Here is a 26,091-nt window from a genome sequence, read left to right as displayed (position 1 = left end):
CCGCGTGCGCACCAGCGCGCAGTGGTGACGCGAAGGCAACGACAGCGCCGCGACAACGAGCGCACTGGAACGTGCTAGCAGACGGTATCGGGCGCATTGCATTGCGCGCCGTCGACGCGAAAGCGCGTCGAAAGGCACGTGCATCGTCCACGCCGGACAGAGATGGACGGCGGCGGACGGGGGCACGCGAGCGTCATCCGGGCATTTCTTTTATCCTTTCATCCTCGATGCCGCGCCGCGATGGCTGGCGCGGCTTCACGACTTACTGGAATCTGGAGAATTCACATGGGCAAACAGGCAATCGGCGTAGTGGGGCTGGCGGTGATGGGCCGGAATCTGGCTCTGAACATCGAAAGCCGCGGTCACGCGGTTTCGGTGTTCAACCGCACCCGCGAGAAAACCGACGAACTGATCGCGGAGTTTCCCGACCGTAAGCTGGTTCCGACCTACACGCTGGAAGAATTCGTCGATTCACTGGAAAAGCCGCGCCGCATCCTGATGATGGTGAAGGCGGGCGAGGGCACCGACGCGACGATTGCCGCGCTGCGTCCGCTGCTGGAGAAGGGGGACATCCTGATCGACGGCGGCAACACGCATTTCACCGATACGATCCGCCGCAACCAGGACCTCGCGAAGTCGGGCCTGCACTTCATCGGCACGGGCGTGTCGGGCGGCGAGGAAGGCGCGCTCAAAGGCCCGTCGATCATGCCGGGCGGCCAGCGCGACGCATATGACCTCGTCGCGCCGATCCTCACCGAAATCGCGGCCAAGGCGCCCGACGGCGAGCCGTGCGTCGCGTACATGGGGCCGGACGGCGCGGGCCACTTCGTGAAGATGGTGCACAACGGCATCGAATACGGCGACATGCAACTGATCGCCGAAAGCTACTCGGTGCTCAAGCAGGTGGCCGGTCTGTCGAATGAAGAATTGGGCGCCGTCTACACCGAGTGGAACAACGGCGAACTGGACAGCTATCTGATCGAAATCACGTCGAAAATCTTCAGCAAGAAGGACGACGAGACGGGCAAGGATCTCGTCGACGTGATTCTCGACCGCGCGGCGCAGAAGGGCACGGGCAAGTGGACGAGCCAGAACGCGCTCGACCTCGGCGCACCGCTGCCGCTGATCACGGAAGCCGTGTTCGCGCGCGTGCTGTCGTCGCTGAAGGATCAGCGCGTCGCGGCGAGCAAGGTGCTCGAAGGGCCGGCGGCGAAGCCGTTCGCGGGCGACCGTGCCGCGTTCATCGAGTCCGTGCGCCGCGCGCTTTACTTCAGCAAGGTGATCTCGTACGCGCAGGGCTTCGCGCAGTTGCGCGCGGCATCGGAAGAGTACAAGTGGGATCTGGACTACGGCACGATCGCGAAAATTTTCCGCGCGGGCTGCATCATCCGCGCGCGCTTCCTGCAGAAGATCACGGACGCCTACGCGAAGGACAAGGCGCTCGCGAACCTGCTGCTCGATCCGTATTTCCGCGACATCGCCGCGAACTACCAGGGCGCGCTGCGCGACGTCGTGATCGCCGCGACGACGGCGGGCGTGCCCGTGCCGGCGTTCTCGTCGGCGATCGCGTACTTCGACGGCTACCGCTCGGCGCGCCTGCCCGCGAACCTGGTTCAGGCACAGCGCGATTTCTTCGGCGCGCATACGTTCGAACGCGTCGACAAGCCGGGCAGCTTCCACGCGAACTGGTCCTGACGGAACGGTCAGCCGCCTTTCGGTTCGCTTCGCCGAGCGGCTGTTCCTGCAACGCCCCAGCGCCCTTGCGGCACCGGGGCGTTTCTCTTTCGTGCGCCGCGCGGTGATTTCCCAAGCACGTGTTGCACGAATTTTGGAACACAGTGTTGCGATTTGATGATCTCAATAATGCATTTCACGTTCATTCCGTCTAATTGTTGCAATTAAAACAATAGAGTTTCGTCAAATAAGGGATTTCCCTAGGTCGTTCGCCTCCTTAAACTTGTCTCAACGCTGAACGAACACGGTGTTCGAAGCGAATCAAAAAACAAGTTCCCGGAGGTTGTCCATGAAAGCCCTGATTTCCGCAGTCGTACTCGCTGCCGCTGTTGCTGCTCCCGTCGCATCGTTTGCCCAATCGAACCAGCAGCCTCTGACGCGCGCTGAAGTTCGCGCCGATCTGGTCCGTCTGGAAAAGGCCGGTTACGATCCGTTGGCCGATCGCACGGAATACCCGAAGCACATCCAGGCTGCCGAAGCGCGCGTCCACGCACAAGACGCCGTCGCGCAAGCCGACACGACCGGCTACGGCGTGCAGACGAACGGCACGTCGCAAGCATCTACCCGCTCGCTGGCCGATGAAAAGGGTCCGCGCTCGGTGTTCTTCGGCAACTAAGCCGGATTGAACGCTTCAGCCGTCGCAAGTCGGTAAATGAAACGCCGGCCAGGATTGTCCTGGCCGGCGTTGTTGCGTCTGCGGCGCGAAGAACACCAAAAGCCGGCGCTCAACGCGGCATATGCGGAATCGCCTCGTTGCTCGCGACGTTCAGCTGATGCACCTGGCGATGCATCTTGTTCAGTTGGGCCTGCGCGGCCGTGCGCTGCGCTTCGAGCTGCGCCACTTCCTTGCGCAACTGATGCTGACGGCTCGTGACGGTCTGATCCTGCGCGGCCGTGCGTTGCAGGCTTTGGCGCAGACGCTCGGCCTGCGTTTCGGATTCGGCGATCAGGCGCTTCAGCTGTTCGTTCTGCGCTTCGAGCTGCAAGCGCCGGGTCTGGCCGTCGGCGAGACGCGTCGCCTGTTCCTGCATGTGGTGAAAGAGCTGCTTCGCCATGTTGAGATCGCTCGTGGTCAGCACGCGCCACAACTGATCTTCCTGCAACAGCGCGACGAAGTATTTCAATTCCCTCGGATAGAACAGCAGGTTCACCGAATAATCAAAAGTGCGAAATACGTGAAACACGGTGAGCGCTTCATTGTCGAGCATGCGTTCGACTTCGGCTGCGTCCGCCAGTTGCACGGCGCGTCCGTTCGGCTGCGCGGGCGAAAGCTGTACCGCATGCAGCGGCGTGACAGGGCGCAACGGCGGATTGACGGGCGATGGGCCGAGCGTGTCGGACGAAGTGCTGTCGCTCATCGGTTCCTCGTCGATCTGGGCGGGGTGGCTTTGCGGGACGTCGGGCGCCTCGAAGTGAAACTGATGCGCGGCGCCATTGCTGGCCGGCGCGCGACGCATGTGCAGAAGACTTTTCACGATGAATCCTCGATAGGCGGGCGAAATGCCCGACCTCTTCAGGGTTGCGGGCGCATCAATGCAGCGTGCGTTGCGGACGCGCAAGATCGTCGAATAGCGCATGGTCGGGTTCCAGCGCGAAGAGCCACGACTGGTCATATTCGCTGAGGGTTTCGAGCGCTTGCCGCAGTTGCTCGACGGCGACGGCGGGAATCTCGACGCTCGCTTCGACGCCGCTCGACAGCTTGCGCACGCTCGCCAGTTGCACGAGGGCATCGGCGGCTTCGGCGACATCGACGGCGAACACGAGATGCGCATTGAGCAATTCAACCAGCGCGGGCGACGCGTTCATCTCGTCGACGTTCAATTGCACGGCAAGAAACAGGGCTTTGTTCATCGGACCTCCTCGCTGGCATCGAACCACTGATGGTGGACCGACCGTCTCGCCGCGCATCGCCATGCGCGCACGCCTATTCGTCTGACAGGACACCAGGTTCAGTATAGACGAGCACTTCAGCTATGCAATGGCTTGCGAACCGCATGAAACGGTCGTCTGCGGGACGCGAGCAAGCAGCGTGCACGATGGGGACGGCCACTATAATGACCCCTCCTGACACTGACAACGCGCGAGCAGGTCATGAAAATCGTCCGCAGCAGAACCTTTACCGCCGAGCGTGCGTGGGGCGCGCTCGATATCGCGAACATGAACGGCATCACGACGCGCCTGCATTGGACCGATCAGCCGTACAAGTGGCACGTCAACGATGGCGAGGAAGTGTTCGCCGTGCTCGATGGCCGCGTGGAGATGCGCTATCGCGAAGCGGGCGTCGAGCACTCGACGGTGCTGGAGACGGGCGACGTGTTCCATGCGTCGATCGGCACCGAGCATGTTGCGCATCCCATCGGCGAGGCGCGCATTCTGGTGATCGAGTCTGAAGGCAGCGTATGACCGCTCGCCGAACGGCAAAAATTGATTTGGATTGCAAAGGGATTAAATGCAGGAGTCGATGACTGGAATTGGGCAATGCTGACTCGTTGACGTCTGCCGATCGTCATTTTGCCGACCGACGAGCGAGGCATAATACTTGCACCGCAGATTGCATTTTCGATCCCACTACACGTTCAAACGACGGCAGGCTTTCGAGAGCCGCTGCCTCATACCGCGTCGAGGGCCACAAAAATGACAGCAAAACGGCAACACGTCGTCACGCAGCTTCTGGTTTCGCTCGCTGCCGCGAGCATGCTCGGTGCGTGCACGACGTATCCGTGGGAAACCACGCAGGCGCCGGCGCCCACGTACCGGACGCAGGGCGGCGCCGCGGCCAATGGCGTGCCCGCCGGCTTCTATCGTGTGAATCCCGGCGATACGCTGCAAAGCGTCGCGGGCGCGTTCGGCCAGCATGCGCAGGACGTGGCCACGTGGAACGGGCTGACGCTGTCATCGCCCGTCGCGCCCGGCCAGGTGCTGCGCGTCGGCCCACCGTCCTTCGCGCAGACCACGCCCGTGCCGACGCCCACGCCTTCCACGACACCCGTGCCGCCGCCCGCCGTGGCTCCCGCCGGACCCGTGCAGGGCGTGCTCGGGTGGCCGTTGCGCGGGCCGATTCTCAAGCCGTTCGTGCCAGGCAGGACCAAGGGCATCGTGATCGGCGGACGTCCGGGCGATCAGGTGAGAGCGGCCGCCGCGGGGCGCGTCGTCTACGCGGGCACGGGCATCGAGGCGTATGGGCCGCTCGTCATCATCAAGCACGACGACACGCTGATCACCGCCTATGGTCAGAACAGCCGGCTGCTCGTGCAGGAAGGCGACGCCGTCGCGCAAGGCCAGCCGATCGGCGAAGTGGGCACGGACAACAACGGCGTGCCGTCGATCCAGTTCGAAGTGCGCAAGGACGGCAAGCCCGTCGATCCGCTTGGATGGCTGCCGCGATAAACAGGCGATAAGCACGCGGTAAATCCACAAATAATCCGCGTCGTATCCGTTCGATTCCGTTCAACGGGCTCGGCGTTTTATCGGCATCACATCGGATGAATGCGGGCAGCACGCCCGCATTCATCCGCCAGGCAACACTTCGACAAGCGACAGTTGGTCCGCAGCAATCACCCCAGCGTGATGAAGTCGACGCAAGCCCCGTCCCACAAGGATTCCTGACGTTATGGCATGGAGCGTGCAGCAAGTGGACCGAGCACGGCGCCGTTCGCGCTCACCATTCCACATACAGTTGTCGGAGACACATCATGAACACATTGCTTGTGAAGGACCTGCCGAGGGTCGATGAACTCGATCGCGAAACCGCCAAGACCGTGCGTGGCGGCATGCTCACGATAAAAGCGCCGGAACCGCCGGCGTGGCTCAAGCTTCCCGACCTGACGCCGCCCGCCAAGGTGACGCTGCCCTTGCATCCCGTCGTCATGCCGTATGACGGGCCGATGCCGCCGCAGGACCCGCGTCTGCAGTGATATTTGCGTGACCCGCAAATGCAACGAGGCGAGTCCGCAGCGCGGCTCGCCTCGTTGTTGTGTGCGTCGTCGTATTCTTTCAAGCGATCGGGGCCGGTCCACGTCCCATCAACCGCGATGCGACGTTCATGCTTTGCGCCGTCGCTCCGCATCGCGCCGGCAGTGACCTGCACCATGGACCGGCGGTCGATACTGTGTCACAACCGCCCGTGAGCGAACATCAGGATTCTTCGAAAATAACGCGGGAAGTTTCCTGCTCACGCGATCGCGAGCTGCACGACCTTCACGATGACGAGCGCGACGGCTACCACCAGATAGCCGCGCAATGCCCCCATCCAGATGCGCCGCGACAGCGTCAGCACGGGCTTCGGCAGATCGGCGAGCGGCGGCGTGCGCCACGCGTCGCGCTCGGCCTTGCTGACGAAGCGGACCGTAGTAGCCGCCGGCTGCGCGCCGCGCAGGCGGCGCAGCACCGTCGTCGCCGCAAGCACGATCGCGGCGAGCAGCGCGCCGCCCACGAGAATGTCGATGATCGCGTGTCCGCTGATGTCCGGATACACGACTGACGCCGTCAGCACGATCGACAGCAGCACCAGCGCCCACACTACGGAACCCGTGAACAGGTTCAGCCGCTTCGAGTTGATCCACGGCCCGAGCACGTCGCGATCGTTGCACAGCAGGAGCAGGAACACGGTCGCACTCGGCAGCAGCACGCCCGCGAGCGTCTGCACGGCTTCCGTCAGCAGGCCGAGCGGGCTGCCCGGAATCAGCACGAGTCCCGCGGCCGCGGCCACGATGCCGAAGTACACCAGATAGAAGCCCTTCGCGTCGCCGACGCCGCGATGCAGCGAATGACGGATCTTGAACACGTCGCCGATTGCATAGGCCGTCGACAGCGACACGGCCGCCGCGCCGATGATGCACGCGTCGAGCAGCGCAACCGCGAACAGCACGGCGGGCGTGCGGCCCGCATACTTTTCGAGGCCCGCGATGATGCCGCCCGCATCGGTGAACTGGCCCAGCTCGGGCTTGCCGCCGAACAGCGCCGCGCTGAACGAGATCATCGCAATCGCGCCGATCAGCACGAACACGATACCGATCCACAGGTCGGCCTTCTCGTACTTCATGAAGCGCGGCGTGATGCGCTTGTCGATCACGTAGCTCTGCTGGAAGAACAGTTGCCACGGCGCGATAGTGGTGCCGACGATGCCGATCACGAGCAGCATCACATCCGAGAGCTTCGCGTGCGCGGGCCATGCGGGCACGAAGAGGTGATGCGCCATCTGCGAGACGGGCGGGTGGATCGTCACGAGCACGGGCACGAGCAGCAGGCTCATGACGCACAGCACGATCGCGAAGCGTTCGAAGCGCTTGAAGTCGCCCGTGCTCACGGCCGCCATCGTCAATGCGGCCGCGATGCACACGCCCGCTATCTTCGATACGCCGAAGAAGTCGAGCACGAACGTAATGCCGATGAACTCGGTGACGATCGTGAGCGCATTGAGAATGAACAGGTCGATGACGCTGAACGCACCCCAGAACTTGCCGAAGCGCTCGAAGATCAGGCGCGCGTGACCGACACCCGTGACGGCGCCCAGACGCAGCACCATCTCCTGGTTGACGTACAGCACGGGCACGAGCAGCAGCAGCGTCCACAGCAGCGTGGTGCCGTAGTTCTGTCCGGCTTGCGTGTAGGTGCCGAAGGCGCCCGCGTCGTTATCGCCGACCATCACGATGAGGCCGGGCCCGACGATCGCGAGCAGCGTGCGCAGACGCGCGCCCCAGCTGTTGCGCGGGGCGGTGTCGTGATGCGCGATCGTGCCGAACGCGCCGCGGATATCGCCGATGTGCGCGTCGTCGAGAACTGCGGTGCGCGTCGGCAGGGCTTGTGGTGGAGTGGCCATTTTTATTCTCCCTAGAACGGATATTGGTCGAATGATTTCCGTTTAAACCGCTGACCGCTTGCTCAGGCGGCCAACGATCTTGTCAAACGCGCGAACGGCCGTCGCAAACATGCGGCGCCGTCCATCTTTCGGCGAAAGGAACGCGTCGTAGTGCGCGCGTGCTTCGCGGGTTTGCGGCAATGTCGAAAGAAGCAGGAAGTGCATTTCGGTTCTCCAGCACGAAGGCTCGTGCATGCGAGGCGGCAAGGGCCGGAGAATCGAGGTGATCGAATGCGCTCGGCTTGCCTGCCTCAGGTCGGTAAAGGCGTATCTGAATTCATCGGCTGACTGTCACTGTCGGGCATGGCGGCTCCACTATCGTTGATGATGTGTTGACGGCGTCGCGGGACGCCGTGTAATGCGCGCAGCACAGGACACACGATTTCGAACGGCTCGCGGCGAAATGCGTCGGTACATGCGCGTACATGCCTGTTCCCGCGCATTGGCACGCGACGCATACGGCGCGGCGGGCATGCGCGACCAAACCGGATGCGAATGGCCGCGATGCGCCGGCGTACGCGCACACGTGGACGCAAGCGCCGCCACGCGAACGCGAGGCCGCAACGAGCGACCGCGAACGTGCGCGAATGCGCTACGCGCCAATGGCGCTAAACAGGATGCACGAGGGATGAAACTGCGACGCGCACCGTCTGCCTGCTGGCAAGACGGCGGCTAGATGAGGGAAGCGCGGACGTCTTGCCGGTCAGGCGGCGAATCTGTTCGAAAACGTACTACTGCAACTGTCCAAGGCAACGCCCCTCAAATTGAGATAAGAGAATTTTATGCCCGCTCGGGAAGTCAAGTCAATCCGCTTCCCTAAGCAGAACGGAAATATGTGGCGCAGCGCGCATTCCGAACGCGCCTTGCGGCATGACGGCGGCGCTCGTTTGCATTCGACGCCTCGCCCGACCATACTGGTTTGGTGTCGCATTCTTCAGGCAGATGCAGATGAGCCACGACGCCACGCATGATCACGACCATCACCGTCACGCACACGAAGGCAGCGCGTTGCCCGAGATGGACCTGCGCGTGCGCGCGCTCGAATCGTTGCTGGTCGAGAAGGGCTACGTCGATCCGAAAGCGCTTGACGTGCTGATCGAAACGTATGAGACGAAAGTCGGGCCGCGCAACGGCGCGCGCGTGGTCGCGAAGGCGTGGCGCGATGCGGACTTCCGCCGCTGGCTGCTCGACGACGCGACGGCGGCCATCGCGTCGCTCGGCTACACCGGGCGGCAGGGCGAGCACATGATCGCGCTCGAGAATACGCCGCGCGTGCACAACATGGTCGTCTGCACGCTGTGCTCGTGCTATCCGTGGCCTGTGCTCGGCTTGCCGCCCGTCTGGTACAAGTCGGCGCCTTATCGCTCGCGCGCCGTAATCGATCCGCGCGGCGTGCTGGAGGAATTCGGCGTCGCGCTGCCGGACGAGACTGAAATCCGCGTGTGGGACTCGACGGCCGAAGTGCGCTATCTCGTGCTGCCGATGTGCCCGCCCGGCACGCAAGCGTTGAGCGACGACGAACTCGCGGATCTCGTCACGCGCGACTCGATGATCGGCACGGGCTTGCCGCTCTCGCCGCACGAAGCGGCGGCGCGAAGCGGAGGCAGATCATGAACGGCGCACAGGACCTGGGCGGAATGCAGTCATTCGGGCCCGTCGTGTCCGAAGCCGACGAGCCGTATTTCCACGCGGACTGGGAACGGCACGTCCTCGCGCTGACGATCGCGATGGGCGCAACGGGCAAATGGAACATCGACATGTCGCGTGCCGCGCGCGAAAGCCTGCCGCCCGCGCAGTATCTGTCGAGCAGCTACTACCAGATCTGGTTCGCGGGCTTGCGCAAGCTGCTGATCAACACGGGCCTCGCGACGGCCGATGAGATCGACAGCGGCAAGTCCCGGCATCCCGCCGCGCCGTTGCAGCGCGTGCTTGCCGCCGATCAGGTCGAGCCGATGCTGTTTCGCGGCAGTTCCGTGTCGCGGCCCGCGCTCCGCGCGGCGCGCTTTGACGTCGGCGATACCGTGCGCACGCGGCTCGTCAACCCGTCGACGCATACGCGCCTGCCGCGCTACTGCCGGGGCAAGCGTGGCCAGATTGTGGCCGTGCATGGCGCGCATGTGTTTCCCGATTCGAATGCGCTCGGTCGCGGCGAAGATCCGCAGTGGCTGTACACGGTACGGTTCGACGCCGCCGAACTGTGGGGCCGCGATACGACGGCGGCTTCCGTGTGCGTCGATTGCTGGGAGCCGTATCTGGAAGCGGAGAGCCCGGCATGAGCGCGCCGGCTTTCACGATTGCGCCGCGCGCGCTGCTCGACGCGTTGCCCGGCTTGCCGCGCGACGACGCCGGCCCCGTCTTCACCGCGCCCTGGCAGGCGGCGGCGTTCGCGATGACGCTCGCGCTGCATGAGCGCGGCGTATTCACCTGGTCCGAATGGGCCGCGCAACTGGCGGACGCGATCCGCGACGCGCAGGCGCAAGGCGACCCCGATCACGGCGACACCTACTACGCGCACTGGCTGACGGCGCTCGAACGCATCGCGACGGCGAAGGGCTGCGTGACGCGCGACGGGCTGACCGACCGGAAGAACGCCTGGAACGCGTCGGCGCGCCGCACGCCTCATGGCCAGCCGATCGAACTGGACTGAACGCGCGCGAGCCACGCACGGCCGACGACGCGCGCGCTTTGGCGGCGCACGCCGTCACTGCACTGTCACGTCGTGACGGGGTCCTTGTCCGGCGGACCTTCGGGACGCTGCGGCTCGTCGTTGTGATGGCCCGGCGACGGCGGCGTGAGGGGATCGCCCTCGGGGTCGCGCGTGGGATCGGCGTGCGGGTCGGGAATCGGACTCGTGTGCATGGCATGACCTCGTGGCAGTGGATAGCGGACCCTTTCGCCGGCTCGGCGGCACGGTGCGAAGCGTCCTGCTTACATAGCGTAGGCGATGGCGGGCGAGCGTGCTGGCTTGATGGAAGCGGCGCGTCTCCGCGCGTTGTCCGGCGGATCAGTGCCTGTGCCTGCGCTGCCGGTCGACAGTCAGACGCCAGTAGCGCTCGGCGGCGAACACGTCGTCGTAGCCGTGCGGCCCGAAGGCGCGCAACTGGCTCTCGTACGCACAGACGGCTTCGCGCTTGAGCAGCGTCTGACGCTCGTAGTCAGGCGCGTGATCGGTCGACGGGCTGGCCGGCGTCGCGACAATTCCGCGTTCGGCGAGATCGACAAGCCTTTGCTGCACGAGCCCCGGTATCTGCCGATAGATGGCCTCTTCGTAAGCGAACCACTCGAGATGCGACATGCGCGGCAGGATTTCGCAGCACGCTTCGAACACAAGGCTATGGTCGTCGTGGAAGAGGCCGAGCGGCATCAGCAGCGTGTTCGCCGTCGAGCCGTAGATCGTTTCTTCGAGTGTCGCCGCGAGCTTCGAGACCGACGGCGAGTCGTGATACTGCGAGGCGCGAAACGGCAGCCGCACGGGAATCGTCTCGAGCACGGCGAGCGCGTGGTTGTCCTCGATCGTGCGCGCGCGCATCGACTCGTGCGCGCTCGCGAAGCCGGCTTTCTCGTCCCATTCGGTGTGCATGTCCTGCTCGGGCGGCGCGGCGAACACGGTGCAGACGGCGGCGTCGGGATGCGACGCGAGCAGCGCGCCGCATCCGAAGACGGCGTCGTCGAAATGCGGCGACACGATGAACAGACGCGGGCTGGTTTCGCTCATGAGGTCCTGGCAGAAGAGTGCGGCGGGTTCGTGGCTGATGCGGCGGGCGCGGTCGGCGGCGTGCTGCGTTCGCTGCGCGGCATGGCGAGAGCTGACGTCATCGTGGACAGCTTAGACCAACGATGCGAAGCCTGCTCGCCCGTTTCGCGGCGCAGCAGCGGGCCGCAAGTGGCGTGCCCGGCCGCGCTTGCTTGTGCCCGTTTTTCCGTTTTTTCCGGTTTGTGCTCATGCGTCGGCGTCGAAAGCGGGTGATGGGTGGGCTTCCCGTATCCGCTCACCGTGAGAGGCATCGCGGTCCCGAATCTTCTTACCTGTGAACGGCGGCGCGCGTTCGATTGAAGCTGGCGGGAAGGTCGTGTGCGCTACAGATCGCGCAAGTCTTCGGGGGTATCGATATCACTTAGCACGCCGGGATCGTCGACGTCGATGCGCGTCACTGCGTGCGTCGCGAAGAGCGTGCGCGCGCCCGTGTCGCCATCGAGCGCGAGCAGCGCGTCGCGATGTTCGACGCCGAAGCCGACGGGATGTCCGCGCTGTCCGCGATAGTAGGGCGCGACGATCGACGCGCCTTTGTCGGCCGCGCGCGCGACGGCCTCGATCGTCGATCCGGCGATGCGCGGCATATCGGCGAGCGCGACGATCCAGCCGTCGGAGTCTTCGCTTGCTTCGACGCCTGCCGCGAGGGTCGCGCCCATGCCGCGTTCGGCGTCGACGGAAAAGATCACGTGACAGCCCGCGTCGTTGAGGACGCGCGCGAGCATTTCGGAGCCGGGACGCACGACCGCGATCACATGGGGGACGACGAGCAGCAGCCGGTGCGCGGATTCATAGGCGATGGGCGTGCCGTCGGGCAATCGGGCGAGCAGCTTGTTGTGGACGCCTTCCGGGTCGAAACGCGATCCATATCCTGCGGCGAGCAGCACGCCGGTGGCGAGCGAAGCATAAGCCATGGGCGGCACCAGAACGGGGAGTGAACAGAGATTGTGCGGCGCAACGGGGTGGCAGGCAAGGGTTCATTTTTTTGTCTGCGACGGTGGTTGGTCTTTTTTGTGTCTGCAACGCTGGTTGCTTTTGATTTTTTCGCGGGCATCCGCGATGTGGTTTGTGTCTGCGATGGTTTTTTTATTGCGGTGTTTTCGCCTTCGCGTTGGCATCCGCGAGGCGCCTCGCGGCGCGGTCGTTGCCCCTGTGCGGGCGGCACTCACTTTCTTTGCCGCCGCGCTGCCCGTTTCGGGCGATGTCGAAAATGCCAGGTTACGGACAGGGCTCTCCGACCCGGCATTGAGCTATGCTGTTTCGACAGGGGTAGAGACAAAACGTACCTCGGGGAGCCTGCGATGGGCGTTATCAAAATCGAGGCAAGCGATTATCTTGTCCTGGCGAGCGTGCTTCGCAGACGGACCATAGAGAGTCTGTCCACGACGCGCGGGGGGGGGGGAGATCGAAGTGCACTGCTTTCTGAAATCACGCAACTCATCAAATTGATCGAGCCAGTTGCCTCACACGACAAGTATTTCCATACGCATACCGAGCTGGCTCAAATGATGATTTCGGCGGACGATCCCATGTCCGCCCTGGACCACATTGTCGCGTTGCTTGCAAGGTGCGGCGCCGTTCCAACGCAACCTCCGCCGCTTAGTCCTTTCGTCGGTTCCGACTCGGAATAGATACCTTCCTTTGTACCTTAGGACTGGTCAGGCGAGCCAGCGTGCAGTGCAAACCTCAACCTGCGCAGCACTAAACCCGAATCACCTTATCCAAAGTAATCGGCAAATCCCGCACCCGCACGCCCGTCGCGTGATACACGGCGTTGCCGATGGCAGCCACGACGCCAGTGATGCCGATCTCGCCGATCCCGCGCGAGCCGAGCGAGTTGATATGCGGATCGGGCTCGTCGAGCACGACGACGTCGAGCGCGCCGACATCCGCATTCACGGGCACATGGTATTCGGCGAGATTCGCGTTGATGAAGCGGCCGTACTGCGTATCGAGCATCGTCTGTTCTTCGAGCGCCGCGCCGATGCCCCACACCAGCCCGCCCATCAGCTGGCTGCGCGCCGTCTTCACGTTCAGCATCCGACCGACGTTGTAGACGGCCGTGATCTTCGCCACGCGGATCGCGCCGAGGTCCGCGTCGACATGCACTTCCGCGAAAATCGCACCCCACGAATGAAACGAGTAGCGCTGCTTCTCGTCGCCGGGTTTCGTGTCAGAGGTCGCTTCGATCGGCTGGCCGCCCGCGCGCGCAAGTATGGCCGCGATGGGATCGCGCTTCGTCTGGTCGGACTTGCTCATCGCCCAGCCGCCTTGCACCGTCACGTCGCTCGCGGACAGGCCGTACAGCGGCGAGCCGCGATCCGCGAGCGCCATCGAAACGAGCTTCGCGCGCGCCTGCTCGCACGCGTCGCGCACGGCGGGCGACACGCTCGCGACCGACTGCGAGCCACCCGACACAGGCGCCTTCGGCAGCGACGAATCGCCGAGGCCGAAGCGCACATTCTCCGGCGCGATGCCGAGCGCGTCGGACGCCACTTGCGTCATCACGGTGTACGTGCCCGTGCCGATGTCCTGCGTGCCGGAGACGACCGTCGCCGTGCCGTCGGGCAGAATGCGCGCGAGCGCCGATGCTTCGCTGCGGTTCGCGGGATAGGTCGCCGTTCCCATGCCGAGGCCGATCAGCGTATTGCCGACGCGCATCGAGCGCGGCTGCGGCTTGCGCCGCGACCAGCCGAATCGCTGCGCGCCGATGCTGTAGCACTGGCGCAAGACCTTGCTCGACCACGGCTTGTTTTCCTGCGGATCGACCTCCGCATAGTTCTTCAGACGCAGCGCGACCGGGTCCATCTTCAGTTCGTACGACAGTTCGTCCATCGCCGTTTCGAGCGCCCACGAACCCGTTGTCTCGCCCGGCGCGCGCATGAAGGTCGGCGTGCCGACGTTCAGTGGCACGATCCGGTGCGTCGTCACCTGGTTCGGCACCGCGTACATCATCCGCGAAACCATGCAGCAGGTCTCCGTCCAGTCTTCGATCATCGACGTGTTCGAAAAGCTGTCGTGCCGCATCGCGGTCAGCGTGCCATCGTGCTTCGCGGCGATCACTATGTGCTGCTCGGTGTACGGCCGGCCGCCGACGGGGCCGAACATCTGCGGCCGCTCCAGCGCGAGCCGCACGGGTCGTCCCGTCTGCTTCGCGGCCATCGCGCACAGCACCACGTGCGACCACGCGGAGCCCTTGCAGCCGAAGCCGCCGCCGACGAACGGCGAGATCACGCGCACGTCGTCGGGCGACATGCCGAGCGTCTTCGCGACGGCCGTCTTCGTGCCCGTGACGCCTTGCGTCGAATCGTAGAGCGTCAGCTGCGGGCCGTCCCACACGGCCATCGTCGCGTGCGGCTCCATCGGGTTGTGATGCTCCATCGGCGTCGTATAGACGGCATCGACGCGCACCACGCCCGCCGCGAGTCCCGCATCGTAATCGCCGCGCGACGTGTCCGTCTGACGGCCCTGCGGCTTGTCCGGTGCGTGCCCGTTCGGCTTCGCCTGCGAGAAATCGAGTGTTGCCGGCTGCGCGGCATACGTGACGCGCAACTGGCGCGCGGCATCCGTCGCATGTTCGAGCGTATCCGCGACGACGACCGCGATCGGCTCGTTGCTGTAGTGAACCTGGTTGTCCTGCAGCAGCGACAGATGACGTCCCGCAGGCGGCGCGAGCGCGGGGCGGCCGCCGTTCGGCAGACGCGGCGCGTTCTGATACGTCATCACGAGCAGCACGCCGGGCAGCGATGCAGCGCGGCCCGAGTCGATTGCCTGAATCGTGCCGCGCGGGATCGTGCTCGTGACGAGCACGCCATGCGCGAGACGCGCTTCGGGAAACTCGGCCGCGTAGCGCGCTTCGCCCGTGACTTTCAGCAGACCGTCGGTGCGGTCCAGTGGATGACCGATCATTGTGCTCATGCGAAACCTCCCACGCGTCCCGCTGCCTGATTCACCGCGCGCACGATCGCGTTCTGTGCGAGCCGCACCTTGAACGCGTTGTCGCGCTGCGGCCTCGCTTCGCTCATCGCGGCGGCTGCCGCGTGCCTGAGCGTCGCGTCGGAGAGCGGGTGGCCTGTGATCATCTGCTCGGCAGCGCTTGCGCGCCATGGCTTGTGCGCGACGCCGCCCAATGCGATGCGCGCGCTGCGCACCGTGTTGCCGTCCATCTGCAACGCAGCGGCGACGGACACCAGCGCGAACGCGTAGCTCGCGCGGTCGCGTACCTTCAGGTAATGCGCGTGCTCGCTAAAGACGGAACGCGGCAGATCGACGGCCGTGATCAGTTCGCCGGGACGCAGCGTCGTGTCGACATCGGGGCGCTCGCCCGGCAGCCGGTGAAATTCGCTGAACGGGATCACGCGCTCGCCTTGTGGGCCGCTCACGCGCACGTTCGCATCGAGCGCCGCGAGCGCGACGCTCATATCCGACGGGTTCACGGCGATGCATTGCGCGCTTGCGCCGAGAATCGCGTGCATGCGGTTGTGGCCGTTGATCGCCGCGCAGCCGCTGCCCGGCTCGCGCTTGTTGCAGGCGGTGAACGCGGTGTCGTAGAAGTACGGGCAGCGCGTGCGCTGCATCAGGTTGCCGCCCACGGTCGCCATATTGCGCAGTTGCGCCGATGCGCCCGCGAGCAGCGCTTGCGACAGCAACGGATAACGCTCGCGAACCAGCGCATGATTCGCGGCGTCGCTGTTGCGCACCAGCGCGCCGATGCGCAGGCCGCCGTCGGGCAGTGTCGATACCGTATCGAGCCCTTGTATGCGCGTGATGTCGACGAGCTTCACGGGGCGCGTCACGCCGCCCTTCATCAGATCGAGCAGATTGGTGCCGCCGCCGATGAACATCGTGCCCGGCTGCTGCGCGGCGCGCACGGCGCCCGCGATATCGGCGGCGCGTTCGTAGGAGATCGCATCCATGGTGGTCTCCTTTACGCGACTTCGCTCGTCTTGATGACGAACGTGGTGTACGTATCGCCCGTGCCGCTGCCGACCGTGCCGCGATGCGCGGACTGCACGGCCGCGACGATGTTCGCGTACGCGCCGCAGCGGCAGATGTTGCCGCTCATGCGCTCGCGGATCTCTTCGTCGGTCAGTTGGGGCGGGCGGCGCCGCACGTCGGCCGTGACCGTGCTCGCGCCGCCGGCATCGAACTCCGACAGCAGCGCGGTCGCCGAGCAGATCTGCCCCGGCGTGCAGTAGCCGCACTGGAACGCGTCCTGTTCGATGAACGCGCGTTGCACGGGGCTCAGCGTGCCGTTGCTCGCGAGCCCTTCGACCGTCGTGATCGCGTCGCCTTCGTGCATCACGGCCAGCGTGAGGCAGGAATTGATGCGGCGTCCGTTCGCGAGCACCGTGCATGCGCCGCATTGTCCGCGGTCGCAGCCTTTCTTCGTGCCCATGAGCCCCGCGTATTCGCGCAGCGCGTCGAGCAGCGTCACGCGCGGCTCGAGTTGCATCGTGTAGTCGCGTCCGTTGATGTTGAGCGTCACGGCGCGCGGCGGCACCGTTGCACGCGCAACGGGCTCGGCGGTGGGTGGCGTTTGCGTCTGCGCTTGAGCGTAAGGCGCCGAGCCGACTGCGGCGGCGGCCGCCGCCGATTGCAGGAAGCGGCGGCGTGACGAGCTGGAAGGCGCAGCGTCGTGCTCGTCACGATGGGGCGCGTGCGCGTCCTGATGCGAGCACGAACCCGGACAGTCATTGTGTCTGGACATGATGTTCTGCTTGCTCCAAATAAAGTCGGCGCAAAAGCCGACGCAAAAGGTCGATGCAGGCGTGCGCCGCATCGAAGCCTCGACGGCATTCGATGCAGGCAAGCCTTTTCAATGAGCAAATTCGATGCCGCGAGCGCGCGGATCGCAAAGCGACGCGCGACGGCGGCCCGCTTCTCTCACAAACGATGACCTGAGACGCGCTATTCCGCGATCAAAAGAGGTGCTGCAAAAGCGGTTTGCATCGCGCGTCACGGCTTCACGTTGCACTTAACGGAGAACAAAGTAAATGGGTGAGGCGTCTTTCTTGCAGGGTTGAAAGCGAATCTTCACCGATGCGCATCACGCGTGTCGCCGACATGGCGTGGAGATGGCGCGAACATGGCACGGTCATGGCGATTGCGCCTCGATGACTTGTGCTTCGTCGATTGCCAGTTGAATTGCTTGCGCGCCCATCTATTCGCTTTTCATCAGCGGACTCGTTCGAAGCCATCGAGGTCGCCTCAATCCAGAAAGCCAATTCCACCGTCCGGCATTCGAACGCCGACGCTGATCGAAAGCCGGTCGTTCGCCGCGTTGCGAGCCGGCATTCGATGCAGTTCAACGATCTCCTTGTTTCGCCCGCAGCCTTGCTGCGCGGACTTGCATGCGTGTTCTTCGCACGAATGGCATAGCCATTGCGATGTTGGGCGCGGACCGTCGTCCACGATGCGGCGCACCCGGCCTCGCGGCCGCATCCCGGTCCGCACTACTTCGACTACAGGAGACAAAGACATGGAAGGGCATTCGCAAGTCCAGGTGTTGGGCATCGATGCGGGCGGCACGATGACCGATACCTTCTTCGTGCGCGACGACGGACGGTTCGTGGTCGGCAAGGCACAGAGCAATCCCGAGGACGAGTCGCTCGCGATTTTCAATTCGTCGCAAGATGCGCTCGCTCACTGGAAGCGCGACGTCGATCAGGTCTACCCCGAACTCGTCACGTGCGTGTATTCGGGCACGGCGATGCTCAACCGCGTCGTGCAGCGCAAGGGCCTCGAGGTCGGGCTGCTGGTGAACAAGGGCTTCGAGCACGTTCACTCGATGGGCCGCGCGATCCAGAGCTACCTCGGTTACGCGCTCGAGGAGCGGATTCACCTGAACACGCACCGCTACGATGAACCGCTAGTGCCGTTGTCTCGCACGCGCGGCATCACCGAGCGCACCGACGTGCAGGGCGAAATCGTCATTCCGCTGCGCGAGGGCGAAGTGCGGCAGGCGACGCGCGAGCTTGTCGAATCCGGCGCGAAGGCCATCGTGATCTGCCTGTTGCAATCGCACAAGAACGGCACGAGCGAGCAGCAGGCGCGCGACATCGTGCGCGACGAGCTGAAGGCGTTGCGCGCGGACATCCCCGTGTTCGCATCCGTCGACTACTATCCGCAGCGCAAGGAAAGCCACCGGATGAACACGACGGTGCTCGAAGCGTACGCGGCCGAGCCGTCGCGGCAGACGCTCAAGAAGGTCAGCGACCGCTTCCGCAAGCACGGCGCGAAGTTCGACCTGCGCGTGATGGCCACGCACGGCGGCACGATCAGCTGGAAAGCGAAAGAGCTTGCGCGGACCATCGTATCGGGTCCCATCGGCGGCGTGATCGGCTCGAAGCTGCTCGGCGAGGCGCTCGGCTACGACAACATCGCGTGCTCGGATATCGGCGGCACGTCGTTCGACATGGCGCTGATCACGAAAGGCAACTTCGCGATCGCCTCCGACCCGGACATGGCGCGCCTCGTCCTGTCGCTGCCGCTCGTCACGATGGATTCCGTCGGCGCGGGCGCTGGCAGTTTCGTGCGGCTGGACCCTTATTCCGGAGCGATCAAGCTCGGGCCGGACAGCGCCGGCTATCGCGTCGGCACCTGCTGGCCCGACAGCGGACTCACGACGGTATCGGTGTCCGACTGTCACGTGGTGCTCGGCTATCTGAACCCGGACAACTTCCTTGGCGGGCAGATCAAGCTCGACGTGAACCGCGCGCGCGAGCACATCAAGGCGCAGATCGCCGACCCTCTCGGGCTCTCCGTCGAAGATGCGGCGGCCGGCGTCATCGAACTGCTCGATCTTCAGTTGCGCGAGTACCTGCGCTCGAATGTCAGCGCGAAGGGCTACAACCCGACCGAGTTCGTGTGCTTCTCGTACGGCGGCGCGGGTCCTGTGCATACCTATGGCTACACGGAAGGCCTCGGCTTCAAGGACGTCGTGGTGCCCGCGTGGGCCGCCGGCTTCTCGGCGTTCGGCTGCGCGTGCGCGGACTTCGAATACCGCTACGACAAGAGCGTCGATCTCGCGCTGCCCCAGCTCGCGTCCGACGCCGACAAGGCCGACGCGGCGCGGACCATCCAGAAGGCGTGGGGCGAACTGGCCGCGAAGGTGATCGAGGAATTCCGCATCAACGGCTTCGACGAGAAGGACGTGATCTTGCGCCCCGGTTTCCGCATGCAGTACATGGGCCAGCTCAACGACCTCGAAATCGAATCGCCGATTGCGGGCGCATCGACCGCGCAGGACTGGGACCGCATCGTCGAAGCGTTCGAAGACACCTATGGCCGTGTGTATGCAAGCGCGGCGCGTTCTCCCGAGTTGGGCTTCTCGGTCACGGGCGCGATCGTGCGCGGCATGGTGGTCACGCAAAAGCCCGTGCTGCCCGAAGACCCCGAAGGCGGCCACACGCCGCCGAAGGAAGCGCGCATCGGCACGCGGCGGCTCTACCGGCACAAGCAATGGCATGACGCCGCGCTGTGGAAGATGGAGGCGCTCAAGCCCGGCAACGAGATCGCGGGGCCCGCGATCATCGAGTCCGATGCGACGACGTTCGTGGTGCCGAAGGGATTCGCGACCACGCTCGACAAGCACCGCCTCTTCCATCTCAGGGAAGTCAAGTAACGACGACACAAGGAGACATGCGATGAACATGATGTCCAGCAAGGAAGTCGGCTTTGCCGATCTGCTGAAGAACGGCCAGACGCTCAAGCAGTTCCGCGACGCGATCCTCTCGCGCACAGAGCAGACGGGCCACTACAACGGTCTGGAGCGGCTCGAACTGCGCGAGAGCGATCCTATCCGCTACGAGAAGATGTTTTCGAAGTTGCGCGGTGGCCTCGTTCACGCGCGCGAAACCGCGAAGAAGATCGCCGCGAGCCCGATCGTCGAACAGGAAGGCGAACTGTGCTTCACGCTCTACAACGCGGCGGGCGACTGCGTGCTGACGTCGACGGGGATCATCATCCACGTCGGCACGATGGGCGCGGCGATCAAGTACATGATCGAGAACAACTGGGAAGCCAATCCCGGAATCAACCCCGGCGATATGTTCACCAACAACGACTGCTCGATCGGCAACGTGCACCCGTGCGATATCGCGACGATCGTGCCGATCTTCGCGCACGGCAAGCTGGTCGGCTGGGTCGGCGGCGTGACGCACGTGATCGATACGGGCGCCGTGACGCCGGGCTCGATGTCGACGGGACAGGTGCAGCGTTTCGGCGACGGCTACATGATCACCTGCCGCAAGACGGGCGTGAACGACACGCCGCTGCGCGACTGGCTGCACGAAAGCCAGCGCTCGGTGCGCACGCCGAAGTACTGGATTCTCGACGAGCGCACGCGCATTGCCGGCTGCCACATGATTCGCGGCCTGATCGAAGAAGTGATCGAAGACGAAGGGCTCGACGCGTACGAGAAGTTCGCCTACGAGGTGATCGAGGAAGGACGCCGCGGCCTGCAGACCCGCATCAAGGCGATGACGCTGCCCGGCAAGTATCGCAAGGTCGCGTTCGTCGATGTGCCGTACAACCATCCCGATGTGCAGACGTCGTCGGCGTTCGCGAAGCTCGACTCGATCATGCATTCGCCCGTGGAAATGGAGATTCGCAAGGACGGCTCCTGGCGGCTCGACTTCGATGGCGCGAGCCGTTGGGGCTGGCACTCGTACAACGCGCATCAGGTCGCGTTCACGAGCGGCATCTGGGTGATGATGACGCAGACGCTGGTGCCCACGCAGCGCATCAACGACGGCGCGTATTACGGCACGGAATTCCATCTGCCCAAGGGCGCGTGGATGAACCCCGACGATCGCCGCACGGGACACGCATACGCATGGCACTTCCTGGTGTCGGGCTGGAGCGCGATGTGGCGCGGCCTGTCTCAGGCGTACTTCAGCCGCGGCTATCTCGAGGAAGTGAATGCGGGCAACGCGAATACGTCGAACTGGCTGCAGGGCGGCGGCATCAATCAGGATGGCGACATCCATGCCGTCAACAGCTTCGAGGCGTCGTCGTGCGGCACGGGCGCATGCGCGATCAAGGACGGCCTCAATCATGCCGCCGCGATCTGGAATCCCGAAGGCGACATGGGCGACATCGAGATCTGGGAAATGGCCGAGCCACTGCTGTACCTGGGCCGCAACGTGAAAGCGAACTCGGGCGGCTACGGCAAGTATCGCGGCGGCTGCGGCTTCGAAACGCTGCGGATGGTCTGGAAGGCGCAGGACTGGACCATGTTCTTCATGGGCAACGGCTACATGAACAGCGACTGGGGGCTGATGGGCGGCTATCCGCCCGCCACCGGCTACCGCTTCGAGGCGCACCGCACGGGCCTCAAGGAACGCATCGCGTTGAACGAGAGCCTGCCGCTCGGCGGCGATACGAACCCCGAGTTCCCCGACTACGAGAACCACTTGAACGCGGGCGCCGTCATCAAGCGCGACCAGCAATGCATGACGACGGAGGATTGCTACAGCAACTACGACCTGTACCTGAACTATCTGCGCGGCGGCCCCGGCTTCGGCGATCCGCTCGACCGCGAGATCGAAGCGATCGAGCGCGACCTGAACAACGTGCTGCTGCTGCCGGAATACGCGCAGAAGGTGTACGGCGCGGTCGCGACGAAGGACGCGCACGGCGTGTGGAAGGTCGATGCGAAGCAGACGGCGCTGCTGCGCATCGAGATCCGCAACCAGCGCCTCGCGCGCTCGCAGCCCACGCAGGAATGGATGAAGGGCGAACGCGAGCGGATTCTGCTCAAGCACGCGTCGACGCAGGTACGGCACATGTTCGCGACGAGCTTCGGTTTGTCGAAGAAGTTCGAGCAGCACTTCCGCGCGTTCTGGGAGCTGCCCGATTCGTGGACGCTGACCGAGGACGAACTGGATGTGCCGACCTATGGCTCCAAATTCCGCATGGACCTGTCGAAGATGCCGGATGTCAGCACCGTCGTGCTCGTCGAAGAATGAGCCACGCGATCCAACCGTAACCATCAGAGAGGCTGGAGATGTCTACTTACACCAAGGAACAGATCAGGAACATGGTCGACGGCAAGCTCGACTGGGACACGACGCTGCGCATGCTGTCGATGCCCAAGGACAGCGAGCGCTTCCAGATGTACGTCGATTCGTTGCAGCAGAAGCTCGGCTGGAAAGACCGCATCGTGTTGCCGCTCGGACCGCATCTGTACATCGTGCAGCAGTCGGCGACGAAGAAGTGGGTCACGCAGTGCGATTGCGGCCACGTGTTCTGCGACTACCGCGAGAACTGGAAGCTGCACGCGAACATCTTCGTGCGCGAGTCGGAAGAGGCGATGGATGAGGTTTATCCGCGCCTGATGTCGCCCGACACGCAATGGCAGGTGTATCGCGAGTACTACTGCCCCACGTGCGGCGCGATGCACGATGTCGAAGCCCCGACGCCGTGGTATCCCGTGATCCACGACTTCGAGCCCGACATCGACGCGTTCTACTCGGAATGGGTCAAGCTGCCCGTGCCCGAGCGGGTCGATTAGTCTGCTGTTTGACGCGTCGAAGCGGCTGCTTCCGTTTTTGAAGCAGAGCGTTCGATTTCCGGCCGTTCGATTTTCGGACGGCCGGTTTGTTTTCGGGCGGCGCAAATGCACGCTGCGGACGCGCGCCGCAACGGCATGCCGGTCGCTTGCATGCGTGGACCGGCTGGCGCGGCCATTGCTTTTCAGACTTCGCCGCCGCGCCCGGAGGCGGTCACTATCGGAGTAGGATATGCAGAGCGAAGGTCCGCTCGACGCGCTCGACGATAAGCGGGCAACCTCACAATTCAATGAAAAGGCCGAATACACGGCCTCGCGGTTCGCATCCATGCGGGCCGTCAGGAGACACGCATGCAACAGACAGGAACGCCGATGGACTGGTTTTCCAGTCCGCAGCACGACGCCAGCATCATGGCCGCGTGGGAGCATCTGGTCGGCGGAGACGAATGGCATTCCACCGACGTGCGCAGCGTCGTCGATCATTCGTGGCAACGCTGCCTCGTGAGCCGCGTCGATCCCGCCGCGAATCATGCGCCGCCGCCCGTCGGCGAAGACCAGTTGATGCAGTGGCGCGAGACGAACATGCGGCTTCTCAACGCGAGCGTGCCGCTGATGCAGCAAACGCGGGAACTGCTGTCGCAGACGGGCACGGTGATGCTGCTCGCCAATCCCGATGGAACGATCCTTCAGCAGGAAGGCGAGATGCGCATCGTCGAGCCCGCGCGCGAAGTCGGGCTGATACCCGGCTGCAACTGGACCGAAGTCAACTGCGGCACCAACGCGATCGGCACTGCACTGGCGCTGAAACAGGCGGTGCAGATTCACGGCGCCGAGCACTTTTGCGCGGGGATCAAGCGCTGGACCTGTTCGGCGACGGTGATACGCGATCCCATCGATGGCCACGTGCTCGGCGTGATCGACGTGTCGGGTCTCGCCGATACCTATAGCCGCTACAGCCTTGCGCTCGCCGTATCGCTCGCGGGACGAATCGAAAGCCGTCTCGCGAAGGACGCGATGGAGCGGCGTCTGCGTCTGCTGGATCGCTGCACGTCGGGCTTCGCTTCGCATGCGTCGGATGCGATTCTTGTCGTCGACGACGAAGGGCGGCTCGTCAAGGCGAACGCTCAGGTCGTGCCCGCGCTGCGCCGTCTCGGCTTTGACGTGCAACTCGATGCGGGCTTCGTGCTACCGGGAATCGATTCGAAGGCCCGTCATCCCGTGACGGCAAATGCGCCCGCGTGGTTGCGCTACGCGCATGTCGAGACGCTGCGCGAAGGGGCTGTCGTGCTGGGGTTCATGGTCGTGATACCGGGGACGGCACACGTGCGCGGCGCAATTACGTCCGCGACGTCCGTTCGCGGGCGGGACAGGCCGCGCGATGCGTCGAGTGCGTTCGGGCGCATCGTCGGCGACAGCAGTACGTTGCGCGCGGCCGTCGACAAGGCGCGCCAGCTTGCGCCGTCGAAGGTGCCCGTGCTGTTGCTCGGCGATACGGGCGTCGGCAAGGAGCTGTTCGCGCAAGGCATCCATCAGGCGAGCGAGCGCGCCGATGGGCCGTTCGTCGCGCTCAACTGCGGCGGGCTGTCGAGAGACCTGCTGGCGAGCGAGCTGTTCGGTTACGCGGAGGGCGCCTTCACGGGCGCGCGCAAGTCGGGCGCGGCGGGCAAGATCGAGGCCGCCGATGGCGGCACACTGTTTCTCGACGAGATCGGCGAGATGCCGCTCGACATACAGCCGCATCTGCTGCGCGTGCTCGAAGAGAACGAGATTTACCGGCTCGGCGAGAACTCGCCGCGCAAGGTGAACTTCCGGCTCGTCGCCGCGACGCACCGCGATCTCAAGGACGCGATCGCGAAGGGCACGTTCCGCATGGACCTGTTCTACCGGATCGCGGTGACGACGGTCTCGATACCGAGCCTGCGCGAGCGCAGAGAGGATCTGCCCGCGCTGATCGCATACTGGCTGAGGCATCTTTGCGAGTGCTACGGCCTGCCGCCCAGGTCATTCGACGACGAAGCGTACGCGTGCCTGCTGAACTACGCGTGGCCCGGCAACGTGCGCGAGTTGCGCAATGCGATCGAGGGCGCGCTGCTGCTCGCCGATGGTCCCGCGATCACAGCGGACAAGCTGCCCGCCGAAGTGGGCGCTGCCCGTCCGTCTGTGGAACAGCTTGCGCCACAGGAGTTGCACGAAGCGGTTGCGGTAACGGGCGAATCGCTGAAGATGGCCGAGGCCGAATATATCCGCCAGGCGTTGGCGCGGCATCGCGGCAATCTCACGCAAGCGGCCGCGCAACTGGGCATTGCGAAAAGCACGCTGTACGAGAAGCTGCGCCGATACGATCTGCTTGCCGCGGTGAGCGATGTGCGCCGGCGCGGGACGTAGGGTTCATCTTGTTCTGACCTTTGACGATGTCGTGGCCGCTCACGCAACGCGCGAAACGGCATTCAATGTTGGGCGCGTTGCAGTGGGCGGGTAGACGCGCCACGATTTGTCGCCATGCCGGAAGAAGACGATCGCGTACGGACCGGACGTCTGCGATACGCTGACGCATTTGCAGCCCGACATCATGCGCAGGTCGCCCAGTGCGCGCGAGACGCGAATCGAGAGCGGCTGCGCGGAGCCGAACCATTTCTCGATCTGTGCGCGCAGCGAATATGTATCGTCTTTCATGGCCGTCTCCTTGCCGCTATGTCTCTGATCCAACGGCGTGCAATGAAAATCGAGCGCGCCTGTCTTTGATAAAGCAACGGACATGCCGATGCGATGCGCGGGCGCGCATCATCGACACGTCGTGATCAGAGGGGATAAAGACGGTCAATGCGGGCCGCGATGGCCCGACCGATCCGTAGGGTTTTCGGTCGTGTTCGCGACAGTCGGTACGAATCCCGTCCGCACGAGGCTCTTCATCGGTTCAAAGAGCGGTTTCGGCAGCTCCGTCCAGCGAAACCACGTCCATGCGGAACACTTGTCCGGTTCCATGAGTTGCGGCTGCGCGTCATTCGAGACCGAAGCCTCGACAAAGCAGGTGACATAGTGCCTGTGAACATCGGGCATCACATCGTTGGTGTAGGGCGCCGGATAGACCTCGTTCAATGTGAGACCCGTTTCCTCCAGCACCTCACGCCGCGCGCAAGACGCGATGCTCTCGCCAAAATCGAGGTGCCCGCCTGGCGGCGCCCAGGTGCCTGCGCCATGCGAGCCGGCCCGCTTCCCTAGTGTCGCGAGTTAGAA

General features: G+C 64.4%; 23 protein-coding genes and 1 pseudogene. 13 read left to right on the top strand and 11 right to left on the bottom strand.

What is annotated here, in order from left to right:
- Positions 1 to 285 precede the first annotated feature (285 nt).
- Positions 286 to 1,695, top strand: a complete 1,410-nt coding sequence (gnd, locus tag BN2476_RS27530; RefSeq protein ID WP_087737382.1) for an NADP-dependent phosphogluconate dehydrogenase — start codon at positions 286 to 288, stop codon at positions 1,693 to 1,695.
- A 328-nt stretch (positions 1,696 to 2,023) separates the two neighbouring features.
- Complete coding sequence (locus tag BN2476_RS27525) at positions 2,024 to 2,350, top strand: DUF4148 domain-containing protein (protein ID WP_087737381.1); 327 nt, start codon at positions 2,024 to 2,026, stop codon at positions 2,348 to 2,350.
- Between the two features lie 109 nt (positions 2,351 to 2,459).
- Here BN2476_RS27525 and BN2476_RS27520 read toward each other — a convergent pair whose 3' ends face one another.
- Together BN2476_RS27520 and BN2476_RS27515 are read right to left on the bottom strand one after the other, a co-directional pair.
- Positions 2,460 to 3,209: a DUF2968 domain-containing protein gene (locus BN2476_RS27520; RefSeq protein WP_438942905.1), complete on the bottom strand. Its 750-nt coding sequence runs from the start codon at positions 3,207 to 3,209 to the stop codon at positions 2,460 to 2,462.
- Between the two features lie 55 nt (positions 3,210 to 3,264).
- Entirely contained in the window at positions 3,265 to 3,585 is a 321-nt protein-coding gene (locus tag BN2476_RS27515) for a hypothetical protein (RefSeq protein ID WP_087737379.1), read from the bottom strand.
- A gap of 240 nt (positions 3,586 to 3,825) precedes the next feature.
- Between BN2476_RS27515 and BN2476_RS27510 the strand changes: the two genes are divergently transcribed.
- The 3 genes from BN2476_RS27510 to BN2476_RS27500 all read left to right on the top strand — a co-directional run bounded on the left by BN2476_RS27510 (position 3,826) and on the right by BN2476_RS27500 (position 5,648).
- The gene (locus BN2476_RS27510; protein WP_087737378.1) at positions 3,826 to 4,137 is read left to right on the top strand and encodes a cupin domain-containing protein; all 312 of its coding nucleotides are present in this window, start codon (positions 3,826 to 3,828) and stop codon (positions 4,135 to 4,137) included.
- A 231-nt stretch (positions 4,138 to 4,368) separates the two neighbouring features.
- Positions 4,369 to 5,121, top strand: a complete 753-nt coding sequence (locus tag BN2476_RS27505) for a peptidoglycan DD-metalloendopeptidase family protein (protein WP_087737377.1) — start codon at positions 4,369 to 4,371, stop codon at positions 5,119 to 5,121.
- Positions 5,122 to 5,426: 305 nt separating this feature from the next.
- Complete coding sequence (locus BN2476_RS27500; RefSeq protein WP_087737376.1) at positions 5,427 to 5,648, top strand: hypothetical protein; 222 nt, start codon at positions 5,427 to 5,429, stop codon at positions 5,646 to 5,648.
- A gap of 257 nt (positions 5,649 to 5,905) precedes the next feature.
- On the opposite strand, the gene BN2476_RS27495 is transcribed toward BN2476_RS27500, so the two are convergent.
- A complete protein-coding gene (locus BN2476_RS27495) occupies positions 5,906 to 7,552 on the bottom strand; it encodes an NRAMP family divalent metal transporter (RefSeq protein WP_087737375.1) in 1,647 nt (548 codons plus the stop codon).
- A gap of 987 nt (positions 7,553 to 8,539) precedes the next feature.
- Here BN2476_RS27495 and nthA point away from each other — a divergent pair.
- Genes nthA through BN2476_RS27470 form a run of 3 tightly spaced genes read left to right on the top strand, consistent with a single transcriptional unit; the run spans position 8,540 to position 10,238 of the window.
- Positions 8,540 to 9,205, top strand: a complete 666-nt coding sequence (nthA, locus tag BN2476_RS27480; RefSeq protein WP_087737397.1) for a nitrile hydratase subunit alpha — start codon at positions 8,540 to 8,542, stop codon at positions 9,203 to 9,205.
- Positions 9,202 to 9,867, top strand: a complete 666-nt coding sequence (gene nthB, locus BN2476_RS27475; RefSeq protein ID WP_087737372.1) for a nitrile hydratase subunit beta — start codon at positions 9,202 to 9,204, stop codon at positions 9,865 to 9,867. Before nthA ends, nthB begins: the two co-directional genes overlap by 4 nt.
- Positions 9,864 to 10,238, top strand: a complete 375-nt coding sequence (locus BN2476_RS27470) for a nitrile hydratase accessory protein (protein ID WP_087737371.1) — start codon at positions 9,864 to 9,866, stop codon at positions 10,236 to 10,238. The genes nthB and BN2476_RS27470 overlap by 4 nt, the downstream gene beginning before the upstream one ends.
- Before the next feature lie 65 nt (positions 10,239 to 10,303).
- Here the strand turns inward: BN2476_RS27470 and BN2476_RS47290 are convergent, their stop codons facing one another.
- The 3 genes from BN2476_RS47290 to BN2476_RS27460 all read right to left on the bottom strand — a co-directional run bounded on the left by BN2476_RS47290 (position 10,304) and on the right by BN2476_RS27460 (position 12,256).
- Entirely contained in the window at positions 10,304 to 10,450 is a 147-nt protein-coding gene (locus BN2476_RS47290) for a hypothetical protein (RefSeq protein WP_162849268.1), read from the bottom strand.
- Positions 10,451 to 10,595: 145 nt separating this feature from the next.
- Positions 10,596 to 11,306, bottom strand: coding sequence for a PIG-L deacetylase family protein (locus tag BN2476_RS27465; RefSeq protein WP_087737370.1), 711 nt, complete (start codon positions 11,304 to 11,306; stop codon positions 10,596 to 10,598).
- 362 nt (positions 11,307 to 11,668) lie between these two features.
- A complete protein-coding gene (locus tag BN2476_RS27460; protein WP_087737369.1) occupies positions 11,669 to 12,256 on the bottom strand; it encodes a nucleotidyltransferase family protein in 588 nt (195 codons plus the stop codon).
- Positions 12,257 to 12,643: 387 nt separating this feature from the next.
- On the opposite strand from BN2476_RS27460, the gene BN2476_RS27455 reads away from it, so the two are divergent.
- On the top strand, positions 12,644 to 12,973 hold the full coding sequence (locus tag BN2476_RS27455; protein WP_087737368.1) for a hypothetical protein: 330 nt from the start codon (positions 12,644 to 12,646) through the stop codon (positions 12,971 to 12,973).
- A 70-nt stretch (positions 12,974 to 13,043) separates the two neighbouring features.
- Here BN2476_RS27455 and BN2476_RS27450 read toward each other — a convergent pair whose 3' ends face one another.
- The 3 genes from BN2476_RS27450 to BN2476_RS27440 are packed head-to-tail and all read right to left on the bottom strand — an operon-like array spanning position 13,044 to position 17,052.
- Positions 13,044 to 15,260 carry a xanthine dehydrogenase family protein molybdopterin-binding subunit gene (locus BN2476_RS27450; protein WP_087737367.1) on the bottom strand — a complete coding sequence of 739 codons (2,217 nt, stop codon included), beginning with the start codon at positions 15,258 to 15,260 and terminating at the stop codon, positions 13,044 to 13,046.
- Positions 15,257 to 16,258, bottom strand: coding sequence for an FAD binding domain-containing protein (locus tag BN2476_RS27445; RefSeq protein ID WP_087737366.1), 1,002 nt, complete (start codon positions 16,256 to 16,258; stop codon positions 15,257 to 15,259). The genes BN2476_RS27450 and BN2476_RS27445 overlap by 4 nt, the downstream gene beginning before the upstream one ends.
- An 11-nt stretch (positions 16,259 to 16,269) precedes the next feature.
- Positions 16,270 to 17,052, bottom strand: a complete 783-nt coding sequence (locus BN2476_RS27440) for a (2Fe-2S)-binding protein (protein WP_087737396.1) — start codon at positions 17,050 to 17,052, stop codon at positions 16,270 to 16,272.
- A 771-nt stretch (positions 17,053 to 17,823) separates the two neighbouring features.
- Here BN2476_RS27440 and BN2476_RS27430 point away from each other — a divergent pair.
- The 4 genes from BN2476_RS27430 (at position 17,824) to BN2476_RS48525 (ending at position 25,242) form a co-directional block, all read left to right on the top strand.
- Positions 17,824 to 19,968: a hydantoinase/oxoprolinase family protein gene (locus tag BN2476_RS27430; protein WP_087737364.1), complete on the top strand. Its 2,145-nt coding sequence runs from the start codon at positions 17,824 to 17,826 to the stop codon at positions 19,966 to 19,968.
- A gap of 22 nt (positions 19,969 to 19,990) precedes the next feature.
- A complete protein-coding gene (locus tag BN2476_RS27425; protein WP_087737363.1) occupies positions 19,991 to 22,315 on the top strand; it encodes a hydantoinase B/oxoprolinase family protein in 2,325 nt (774 codons plus the stop codon).
- 38 nt (positions 22,316 to 22,353) lie between these two features.
- Positions 22,354 to 22,860, top strand: coding sequence for an acetone carboxylase subunit gamma (locus BN2476_RS27420; RefSeq protein ID WP_087737362.1), 507 nt, complete (start codon positions 22,354 to 22,356; stop codon positions 22,858 to 22,860).
- A 348-nt stretch (positions 22,861 to 23,208) separates the two neighbouring features.
- Positions 23,209 to 25,242 carry a sigma-54-dependent Fis family transcriptional regulator gene (locus BN2476_RS48525; RefSeq protein ID WP_369122654.1) on the top strand — a complete coding sequence of 678 codons (2,034 nt, stop codon included), beginning with the start codon at positions 23,209 to 23,211 and terminating at the stop codon, positions 25,240 to 25,242.
- A gap of 39 nt (positions 25,243 to 25,281) precedes the next feature.
- On the opposite strand, the gene BN2476_RS27410 is transcribed toward BN2476_RS48525, so the two are convergent.
- Both BN2476_RS27410 and BN2476_RS27405 read right to left on the bottom strand, forming a co-directional pair.
- Positions 25,282 to 25,530, bottom strand: a complete 249-nt coding sequence (locus BN2476_RS27410; RefSeq protein ID WP_087737394.1) for a hypothetical protein — start codon at positions 25,528 to 25,530, stop codon at positions 25,282 to 25,284.
- A gap of 144 nt (positions 25,531 to 25,674) precedes the next feature.
- Positions 25,675 to 26,064 (bottom strand): annotated as a pseudogene (locus BN2476_RS27405) (nucleotide triphosphate diphosphatase NUDT15); the annotation flags it as partial.
- Positions 26,065 to 26,091: the final 27 nt, after the last annotated feature.

This window comes from Paraburkholderia piptadeniae, from assembly GCF_900007165.1.
Taxonomy (GTDB): Bacteria; Pseudomonadota; Gammaproteobacteria; order Burkholderiales; family Burkholderiaceae; genus Paraburkholderia; species Paraburkholderia piptadeniae.
This window is presented reverse-complemented; position numbering and strand designations above follow the sequence as displayed.

Bases quoted from the DNA above. Each gene is read 5' to 3' on its own strand.
- gnd (WP_087737382.1), top strand. From the start codon at position 286: ATGGGCAAACAGGCAATCGGCGTAGTGGGGCTGGCGGTGATGGGCCGG.
- BN2476_RS27525 (WP_087737381.1), top strand. From the start codon at position 2,024: ATGAAAGCCCTGATTTCCGCAGTCGTACTCGCTGCCGCTGTTGCTGCT.
- BN2476_RS27515 (WP_087737379.1), bottom strand. From the start codon at position 3,585: ATGAACAAAGCCCTGTTTCTTGCCGTGCAATTGAACGTCGACGAGATG.
- BN2476_RS27510 (WP_087737378.1), top strand. From the start codon at position 3,826: ATGAAAATCGTCCGCAGCAGAACCTTTACCGCCGAGCGTGCGTGGGGC.
- BN2476_RS27505 (WP_087737377.1), top strand. From the start codon at position 4,369: ATGACAGCAAAACGGCAACACGTCGTCACGCAGCTTCTGGTTTCGCTC.
- BN2476_RS27500 (WP_087737376.1), top strand. From the start codon at position 5,427: ATGAACACATTGCTTGTGAAGGACCTGCCGAGGGTCGATGAACTCGAT.
- BN2476_RS27495 (WP_087737375.1), bottom strand. From the start codon at position 7,552: ATGGCCACTCCACCACAAGCCCTGCCGACGCGCACCGCAGTTCTCGAC.
- nthA (WP_087737397.1), top strand. From the start codon at position 8,540: ATGAGCCACGACGCCACGCATGATCACGACCATCACCGTCACGCACAC.
- nthB (WP_087737372.1), top strand. From the start codon at position 9,202: ATGAACGGCGCACAGGACCTGGGCGGAATGCAGTCATTCGGGCCCGTC.
- BN2476_RS27470 (WP_087737371.1), top strand. From the start codon at position 9,864: ATGAGCGCGCCGGCTTTCACGATTGCGCCGCGCGCGCTGCTCGACGCG.
- BN2476_RS47290 (WP_162849268.1), bottom strand. From the start codon at position 10,450: ATGCACACGAGTCCGATTCCCGACCCGCACGCCGATCCCACGCGCGAC.
- BN2476_RS27465 (WP_087737370.1), bottom strand. From the start codon at position 11,306: ATGAGCGAAACCAGCCCGCGTCTGTTCATCGTGTCGCCGCATTTCGAC.
- BN2476_RS27460 (WP_087737369.1), bottom strand. From the start codon at position 12,256: ATGGCTTATGCTTCGCTCGCCACCGGCGTGCTGCTCGCCGCAGGATAT.
- BN2476_RS27455 (WP_087737368.1), top strand. From the start codon at position 12,644: ATGGGCGTTATCAAAATCGAGGCAAGCGATTATCTTGTCCTGGCGAGC.
- BN2476_RS27450 (WP_087737367.1), bottom strand. From the start codon at position 15,260: ATGAGCACAATGATCGGTCATCCACTGGACCGCACCGACGGTCTGCTG.
- BN2476_RS27445 (WP_087737366.1), bottom strand. From the start codon at position 16,258: ATGGATGCGATCTCCTACGAACGCGCCGCCGATATCGCGGGCGCCGTG.
- BN2476_RS27440 (WP_087737396.1), bottom strand. From the start codon at position 17,052: ATGTCCAGACACAATGACTGTCCGGGTTCGTGCTCGCATCAGGACGCG.
- BN2476_RS27430 (WP_087737364.1), top strand. From the start codon at position 17,824: ATGGAAGGGCATTCGCAAGTCCAGGTGTTGGGCATCGATGCGGGCGGC.
- BN2476_RS27425 (WP_087737363.1), top strand. From the start codon at position 19,991: ATGAACATGATGTCCAGCAAGGAAGTCGGCTTTGCCGATCTGCTGAAG.
- BN2476_RS27420 (WP_087737362.1), top strand. From the start codon at position 22,354: ATGTCTACTTACACCAAGGAACAGATCAGGAACATGGTCGACGGCAAG.
- BN2476_RS48525 (WP_369122654.1), top strand. From the start codon at position 23,209: ATGCAACAGACAGGAACGCCGATGGACTGGTTTTCCAGTCCGCAGCAC.
- BN2476_RS27410 (WP_087737394.1), bottom strand. From the start codon at position 25,530: ATGAAAGACGATACATATTCGCTGCGCGCACAGATCGAGAAATGGTTC.